We start from the raw sequence: 7368 nt of genomic DNA on the forward strand, positions 1-7368 counted from the left end.
GGACGGTTTAGGGTGTGCCGCGCGGGGGGGGGGGGGCCCCACCTAATCGCCGCCGACGTCCCCCACCCCACGGGCGCCGACGGCCGCGGCACCGGCGCCGCGTTCGTCGTCGCGGAGACGGTCCGCCGTCACGGCGCCCTGAACGTGGCCTTCAACAACACCGCCGAACTGGGCCCCCACCAGCCCGTCGGCGACATCGACGAGACGGTCTGGGCCCACACGCTGACGTCGAACCTGACGGGCGTCTGGCTCTCGATGAAGCACGAGATCGCCCACATGGAGGGCGTCGGCGGCGGCGTCATCGTCAACACCGCCAGCAACATCGGCGCGCAGGGCATGCTCCCCGGCCTCGGCGCGTACGCCGCGTCCACGGCCGCCGTCTCCGCCCTGACCCGGACCGCGGCCCGCGAGTACGTCTCCCGGGCCATCCGCATCAACGCCATCAGCCCGTGCCCGCTCGGCCGGGGCGCCAGCGTCGAGGAGATCGCCGACACCGTCGTCTGGCTCTGCTCCGACGCCGCCTCGTACATCGTCGGCCACGACCTCGTGCTCGACCGGAAGACGAGCGCCTGACCAGACCGGGGCCGGCCCCGCACACCGGCCGAGCAGAGGAGCCCTGAGGAGAACGGTGAGCAGCATGCGTCCCACCCCCAGCACCGGTCCCGTCGCCGACACCGGTCCCGCCCCCGTCGCCGACACCGGCACCGGCCCCGCCACCGGTCCCGTCCCCGGTCGGTGTGGAGCGCCGTACGAGCCCGGTGACCCGGTCCGGTCCCACCGCGGCGGCTACGTCCTGGCCGAGGCCGACGGCGGGGCGCCCCACGTCCTGCTGATCGCCGGCGGCGGTGAGGCGGACATCGCCCTCGACGCCCGCGCCATCCTCCAGCGCGAGGGCATCGCCGCCCGGGTGGTGGCGATGCCCCGCCTCGAACGCTTCCGGCAGCAGCCCGCCGCCTACCGCGAGCAGGTGCTGCCGGGCCGGGTCCGCGCCCGGGTCTCCGTGACGGCCGGCGCGGCCCTCGGCTGGTACGAGCTCCTCGGCGACGCCGGGATGCCCGTGGGCCTCGACCGGTCCGGGACCGGCACTCCGTACACCGCCCTGCTGCGACAGCACGGCTTCACCGCCGAGCGGGTGGCCGCCACGGCCCGGGCCAGCCTGGCCCGCGCCGGACACCGACACCGGGAGCACGTGTGACCGCCCTGAACGCCGTACTGACCGCCCGGATCCCGGGCTCCAAGAGCATCACCAACCGGGCCCTGCTGCTGGCCGCCGCCGCCGACGGCGTCTCGCTGCTGCGGGCCCCGCTGGTCAGTGACGACACGCTCGCCTTCCGCGAGGCCCTGACCGGCTTCGGCGTGCACATCGAGGCCGAGCCCGGCGATTGCGCCTGGAAGGTCACCGGCACCGGCCGCCCGCCCGTCCCGCCCGCCGCCGGCGCCCCGGTGTGGTGCGAGGACGCCGGCACCGCGGCCCGCTTCCTGCCCCCGTTCGCGGCGACCGGCCGCGGCAGCTTCACCTTCGACGGCACCGGCCAGCTGCGCGCCCGCCCGCTGCGGCCGCTCGCCGACGCGCTGCGCCGGCTCGGCGTCCGGGCCCGCGTCACCGAGCCGGCCGGCGGACTGCCCCTGACCGTCGACGCCGACGGTCTGCGGGGCGGGGAACTGACCGTCGACGCCAGCCTGAGCAGCCAGTACCTCACGGGGCTGCTGATGGCAGGGCCGCTGATGCGCGAGCCGCTGACCGTACGCGGCCAGGGGCTGGTCAGCCGTCCGTACATCACGATGACCCAGGACCTGATGCGCCACTTCGGGGCGTACGTGGACGAGTTCGAGGGCGGCGCCATCCAGGTCCTGCCCGGCGGCTACCGGGCCGCCGAGCTCGACATCGAACCCGACGCCTCCACCGCCTCGTACGTCTTCGCGGCGGCCGCCGTCACCGGCACCACCGTCACCGTGCCGGGCCTCGGCCGCTCCAGCGTCCAGGGCGACCTCGGCTTCGTCGAGGTGCTGCGCCGGGCCGGGGCCCGCGTGGAGGTCGGAGAGCGGGAGACCACCGTCACCGGGGCCGCCGGCGGGGTGCTGCGCGGCGGCTTCGACGTCGACATGGGCGACATCTCCGACACCTTCATGACCCTCGCTGCCGTCGCCCCCCTCGCCGACGCTCCGATCAGCGTCCACGGCATCGGCCATGCGCGGCTGAAGGAGTCCGACCGGATCGCCGCGGTCGAGGAGAACCTGCACGCCCTCGGGATCCGCACCGAGTCGGGCCCGGACCGGATCACCATCCACCCGGGCCGACCCGCGGCCGCCCGGATCGCCTGCCGCCGGGACCACCGGATCGCGATGGCGTTCTCCGTGCTGGGCCTGCGCGTCCCCGGCATCACCCTCGACGACCCGTCCTGCGTCGGCAAGACCTTCCCCGGCTTCCACACCGAGCTGGCCCGGCTCTTCCCGGCCCACCCGGGCACCAACCGTCACTGACAACGAAAGGGATGTGAGACACCCTCATGGCCGACATACTCATCGCCGGCGGTGGCATCGGTGGCCTTGCCGCGGCGCTCGGGCTCGCGAAGCGGGGACACCGGATCACCGTGCTGGAACGCCGGGACGTCTTCACCGAGGTCGGCGCCGGCATCCAGCTCGGCCCGAACGCCTTCCACGCCCTCGACCTGCTCGGGGTGGGGCAGGAGGTCCGCGACCGCGCCGTCTTCATCGACGAGCTGCGGTTCATGGACGGCACCACCGGCGAGAAGGTCGCCGCGATGCCGGTCAACGAGAACTACCGGGTCCGGTTCGGCAACCCGTACGCCGTCGTCCACCGCGTCGACCTGTACCTGCCGCTGCTGGAGGCCGCCCGCCGGCACCCGGGCGTCGAGCTGCGGGGCCGCCACCACGTGGTCGGCTACGAGCAGAGGGCGGGCGAGGTCACGGCGCTCCTCGCCGACGGCCGCCGCATCACCGGCGACGCGCTGATCGGCGCCGACGGCCTGCACTCGGCGATCCGGCAGCAGCTGGTCGGCGACGGGGCCCCGCGGGTGTCCGGCCACACCATCTACCGGTCGGTGATCCCGATGTCGGAGGTCCCCGAGGAGCTGCGCTGGAACACCGTCACCCTGTGGGCCGGCCCCAAGTGGCACTTCGTCCACTACCCGATCGCCGGCGGAGAGCACTTCAACCTGGCCGCGACCCGCGACGACGGCGCCACCGAGGCCGTGGCCGGCGTCCCCGCCGGCCACGAGCACGTCCTGAACTCCTTCCCCGAGCTGTCGGGCGCCGCGCGCCGGCTGCTGGAGCTGGGCCGCGACTGGAAGGCCTGGGTGCTGTGCGACCGCGACCCGGTCGACCGCTGGACCGAGGGCCGCGTCGCCCTCCTCGGCGACGCCGCGCACCCGATGCTCCAGTACGCCGCCCAGGGCGCCTGCCAGGCCGTCGAGGACGCGGTGCTGCTGGGCGGGCTGCTGGACGGCTGCCCGGCCGACTACGAGCAGCGGCTGGAGAAGTACGGCGCGGCGCGCCGCGAGCGCACCGCCCGGGTGCAGCTGGTGGCGCGCGAGATGGGGCGGCAGCTGTACCACGCGGCCGGCGACGCCCGCGTCGAGCGCAACGCGATGCTCGCCTCGATGTCGGACGACGACATGTACGACAAGGTGGCGTGGCTGCACGGCGCCTTCGACTTCGAGGCCGGCACGGTCAGTTGAAACGGCCGGGGCGGTGGGGGCGCGGAACGTCCGTGCCCCCACCGCCCCGTTGCGGCGGAAAACGGCTCGCGTCAGCCTCCGGCCGGCTGGCAGTGTGCGGCGGATGCCGCCGCTCCACGAGATCCGCGCCCGCTACGACGACCGGACGGTCACCGTCTACCAGGCGTACGGGCCCGCCATCGCCGAACCGGCCCTGCGTGCCGGCCGGTTCGTGCCGCCGTTCTCCTTCGGGCGCATGACCTGGATCAAACCGTCGTTCCTGTGGCTCATGCACCGCAGCAACTGGGCCGCCAAGCCGGGGCAGGAGCGGGTGCTGGCCGTGCGGATCACCCGGGAGGGGTGGGAAGAGGCGCTGTCCCGGGCGGTGTTGACGACCGCCGACCGGGCGGAGGTCGACCGGGCGGAGGTCCACCTGCAGTGGGACCCGGAACGCTCCCTGCGGGGCGCGGCGCTGAACCATTACAGCATCCAGGTCGGGATCGGCCGCGGGCTGATCCGGACCTTCGCGCAGGAGTGGGTGGTCGGCCTCGACGACCTGACCGGCCGGGCCCGCAAGGCCGCCGCCCTGGTCCGGGCAGGCCACGGCGCCCGGGCGCAGCGCCTGCTGCCGCCCGAGCGCCCGTACCCGCTCCCCGTGGAGCTCGCCCGGCGGATCAGACCGTGAGGACGATCTTTCCGGTGGCGTGCTTGGACTCGCTCAGCTCGTGGGCCTTGCGGACGTCCTGGAGCGGGAACGTCCCGGCGATCAGCGGGCGGATCTTCCCGGCCGCGGCGAGACCGGCCAGCTCCTCCAGTACGGCGTGGTCGGGCGCCACGTTGACCGTGATGCCGCGCAGGCCCTGGGCCTCCGCCTTCGCCTTGATCTCTTCGAGGGCGAGCGGGTTGATCACGCCGATGTAGGTGCCGCCGGGGCGCAGGGTGCGCAGGGAGCGGTCCTCGTAGTCGCCGCCGATCAGGTCGAGGACGACGTCCACGTCCTTGACGACCTCGGTGAAGTCCTCGGCGGTGTAGTCGACCAGCTCGTCGGCGCCGAGCTCGCGCAGCACCTCGTGCTTGGCCGCGCTGGCGGTGCCGATGACGTAGGCGCCGCGGGCCTTGGCGATCTGCACGGCCAGGTGGCCGACACCGCCGGCCGCCGCGTGGATCAGAACGCGCTGGCCCGGCTGGATGTCCGCGCCGTCCACCAGGGCCTGCCAGGCCGTCAGGCCGGCCATCGGCAGGGCCGCCGCCTGGACGTGGTCCAGGGACTGCGGCTTGCGCGCGAAGTGGCGGGCGGGGGCGGCGACGTACTCGGAGTAGCCGGCGGCCTCGTTCGGGAACGACGGGAGGCCGAACACCTCGTCGCCCACCTGGAAGCGGTTCTCGCCGGGCGAGACGGCCACGACGGTGCCGGAGACGTCCCAGCCGACGCCGAACGGCGGGGTCAGCCACAGACCGAATTCGCGGATCTTCCAGTCGATCGGATTCACACCGGCCGCGTGCGTCTTTACCAGAATTTCCGTGGCATCGGGAGTCGGAATCGGGGAATCTGTCAGGTTGAGGACCTCGTTGCCGCCGAGGGCTTCCTGACGGACCGTACGCATGGTTTCTGTCATGCATTCCATGATCTGGGCGCGCCGATCCGAATGTAAAGCCAAGGCCCCGTCGATATCCGGCCATTTGTGGGGCGCGGAACCTGACAGAGCGGCCGGGAATTTTTTCTGCTTCGCAGAACGTTCCCCAATGCTGGGCCATATGACTCAGCTGCGTTCACTTGGTTCGGCCGGCCCCGAGGTTTCCGCTCTCGGCCTCGGCCTGATGTCCATGTCCGACTTCTACGGGCCCGCCGACCGGGCCGAGGGCGTCGCCACCGCACACGCCGCCATCGAGGCCGGCATCACCCTCCTCGACACCGGCGACTTCTACGGCAGCGGCCACAACGAGCTGCTGGTGCGCGAGGTGCTGCAGAGCCACGACCGCGACCAGCTCACCCTCAGCGTCAAGTTCGGCGTCCTGCGCGATCCAGCCGGCGGCATCCTCGGCGTCGACAACCGTCCCGAGGCCGTCAAGAACTCGCTGGCGCAGACCCTCCAGCGGCTCGGCGTCGACCACGTCGACGTCTACCGCCCGGCGCGCCTCGACCCGGCCGTGCCGATCGAGGAGACCATCGGCGCCATCAAGGAGATGATCGACGCCGGCTACGTCCGCCACATCGGCCTGTCCGAGATCGGCGCGGAGACCCTGCGCCGCGCCGCCGCGGTGCACCCGATCGCCGACCTGCAGATCGAGTACTCCCTGCTCTCCCGCTCCATCGAGGACGAGATCCTGCCGACGGCGCGCGAGCTCGGCACCGCGATCACCGCGTACGGAGTCCTCGCCCGCGGTCTGCTCTCGGGCCGCTGGAACCACCAGCGGGCCACCGCCAAGGACGACGGCCGCAGCAGCTTCCCCCGCTTCAGCGGCGAGAACCTCGACCGCAACCTGCAGCTGGTCGCGGCCCTCGGCAAGGTGGCCGAGGCCAAGGGCGTCACCACCTCGCAGCTCGCCATCGCCTGGGCCATGGCTCAGGGCCCGGACGTCGTCCCCGTGGTCGGCTCCCGCCGCCGCGACCAGCTCACCGAGGCGCTCGGCGCGCTCGACATCGAGCTGACCGCCGAGGACGTCGCCGAGATCGAGCGGGCCGTGCCCGCCGACGGTGTCGCCGGCACCCGCTTCGACGCCGAGGGCATGGCCATGCTCGACAGCGAGAAGAAGTCCGGCGCGGCAGGGCAGGCGGGCTGAGCATGGTCGCCATCGGCAGCCCCGCCCAGTGGCAGGCCGACCGGCTCGACGTCCAGGCGTACCTCGACCGCCTGGGCGTCACCGGGCGTCTGGAGCCGGACGCGGAGACCCTGCGCCGGCTGCACCGGGCGCACGCCCTGACCATTCCGTTCGAGAACCTCGACATCCTGCTCGGCCGGGGCATCGACCTCGACGTCGACGTGATGCAGGACAAGCTGCTGCGCCGGCGGCGCGGCGGCTACTGCTACGAGCACAACATGCTCTTCGCGCTCCTGCTGGAGCGGCTCGGCTACGAGGTGACCCGCCTGTACGCCCGGCCCGTCCTGGACGCCCCCAAGCCGCTCCCGCGGACCCACCTCATGCTGCACGTGGCCGTCGGCGACGAGACGTGGCTGGCCGACGTCGGCTTCGGCGACGAGGGTCCGCTGGAGCCGGTCCCGGTCGCCGACGGCACCGTCGTGGACCAGGGCGGCTGGGTGTACAAGCTCGACCGCGTGGCGGGCACCGACAAGGAGTGGGTGCTCTCGCTGCGGCGGGAGGACGGCTGGTTCCCGCTGTACTGGTACGCCACGGAGGGCCACCACCACATCGACTGCGTGGTGGCGAACTACTTCATCTCCACCCACTCCAGCTCGCCGTTCACCGGCCGGGTCTTCCTGGAGCGGATCGCGGAGGACTGGCGGCTCAACCTCAACCACCGCAAGCTCACGCTGACCCGGGCCGACGGCACCGTCGAGGTCCGGTACGTGGTCGACGAGGAGGTTCGGGAGCTGTTGGACGAGCAGTTCGAGATCGAGCTCACGGAAGACGAGGCGAAGGTGGTCGTGGCGGCGCTGCCGGCCCGGGTATGGGCGTCGATGGCCTCGTCGAGCTGGCCCACCTCGGCCAGGGCTATGCCGAGGTTGCCCAA

At 73.0% G+C, this 7368-nt stretch carries 8 protein-coding genes; 7 read left to right on the plus strand and 1 reads right to left on the minus strand.

Annotation, left to right across the window (positions count from 1 at the left end; all coding sequences use genetic code 11):
* Positions 1-12 precede the first annotated feature (12 nt).
* The 5 genes from ACFVGY_RS37380 (at position 13) to ACFVGY_RS37400 (ending at position 4362) form a co-directional block, all read left to right on the plus strand.
* Positions 13-573, plus strand: coding sequence for an SDR family NAD(P)-dependent oxidoreductase (locus tag ACFVGY_RS37380; protein WP_385686929.1), 561 nt, complete (start codon positions 13-15; stop codon positions 571-573).
* Positions 574-637: 64 nt separating this feature from the next.
* Positions 638-1195, plus strand: coding sequence for a transketolase C-terminal domain-containing protein (locus ACFVGY_RS37385; protein WP_385686949.1), 558 nt, complete (start codon positions 638-640; stop codon positions 1193-1195).
* Positions 1192-2481, plus strand: a complete 1290-nt coding sequence (aroA, locus tag ACFVGY_RS37390) for a 3-phosphoshikimate 1-carboxyvinyltransferase (RefSeq protein ID WP_385686932.1) — start codon at positions 1192-1194, stop codon at positions 2479-2481. The genes ACFVGY_RS37385 and aroA overlap by 4 nt, the downstream gene beginning before the upstream one ends.
* 26 nt (positions 2482-2507) lie before the next feature.
* Entirely contained in the window at positions 2508-3698 is a 1191-nt protein-coding gene (locus ACFVGY_RS37395) for a 3-hydroxybenzoate 6-monooxygenase (RefSeq protein ID WP_385686935.1), read from the plus strand.
* Between the two features lie 103 nt (positions 3699-3801).
* A complete protein-coding gene (locus ACFVGY_RS37400) occupies positions 3802-4362 on the plus strand; it encodes a DUF4291 domain-containing protein (protein ID WP_385686938.1) in 561 nt (186 codons plus the stop codon).
* Here the strand turns inward: ACFVGY_RS37400 and ACFVGY_RS37405 are convergent.
* Positions 4352-5293, minus strand: a complete 942-nt coding sequence (locus ACFVGY_RS37405; protein ID WP_385686940.1) for an NADP-dependent oxidoreductase — start codon at positions 5291-5293, stop codon at positions 4352-4354. The two genes, ACFVGY_RS37400 and ACFVGY_RS37405, sit on opposite strands and share 11 nt — an antisense overlap.
* 139 nt (positions 5294-5432) lie before the next feature.
* On the opposite strand from ACFVGY_RS37405, the gene ACFVGY_RS37410 reads away from it, so the two are divergent.
* Together ACFVGY_RS37410 and ACFVGY_RS37415 are read left to right on the plus strand one after the other, a co-directional pair.
* Positions 5433-6458, plus strand: a complete 1026-nt coding sequence (locus ACFVGY_RS37410) for an aldo/keto reductase (RefSeq protein WP_385686943.1) — start codon at positions 5433-5435, stop codon at positions 6456-6458.
* Between the two features lie 2 nt (positions 6459-6460).
* On the plus strand, positions 6461-7368 hold a 908-nt coding region (locus ACFVGY_RS37415), incomplete at its 3' end, for an arylamine N-acetyltransferase (RefSeq protein ID WP_385686946.1).

Origin of the sequence: Streptomyces sp. NPDC127106, assembly GCF_042677605.1 — a bacterium.
In the GTDB taxonomy this organism is placed as follows: Bacteria; Actinomycetota; Actinomycetes; order Streptomycetales; family Streptomycetaceae; genus Streptomyces.

Excerpts from the sequence above, each read along its gene's own strand:
- ACFVGY_RS37405 (WP_385686940.1), bottom strand. The coding sequence starts at position 5,293 with ATGACAGAAACCATGCGTACGGTCCGTCAGGAAGCCCTCGGCGGCAAC.
- ACFVGY_RS37400 (WP_385686938.1), top strand. The coding sequence starts at position 3,802 with ATGCCGCCGCTCCACGAGATCCGCGCCCGCTACGACGACCGGACGGTC.
- ACFVGY_RS37410 (WP_385686943.1), top strand. The coding sequence starts at position 5,433 with ATGACTCAGCTGCGTTCACTTGGTTCGGCCGGCCCCGAGGTTTCCGCT.
- ACFVGY_RS37385 (WP_385686949.1), top strand. The coding sequence starts at position 638 with ATGCGTCCCACCCCCAGCACCGGTCCCGTCGCCGACACCGGTCCCGCC.
- ACFVGY_RS37395 (WP_385686935.1), top strand. The coding sequence starts at position 2,508 with ATGGCCGACATACTCATCGCCGGCGGTGGCATCGGTGGCCTTGCCGCG.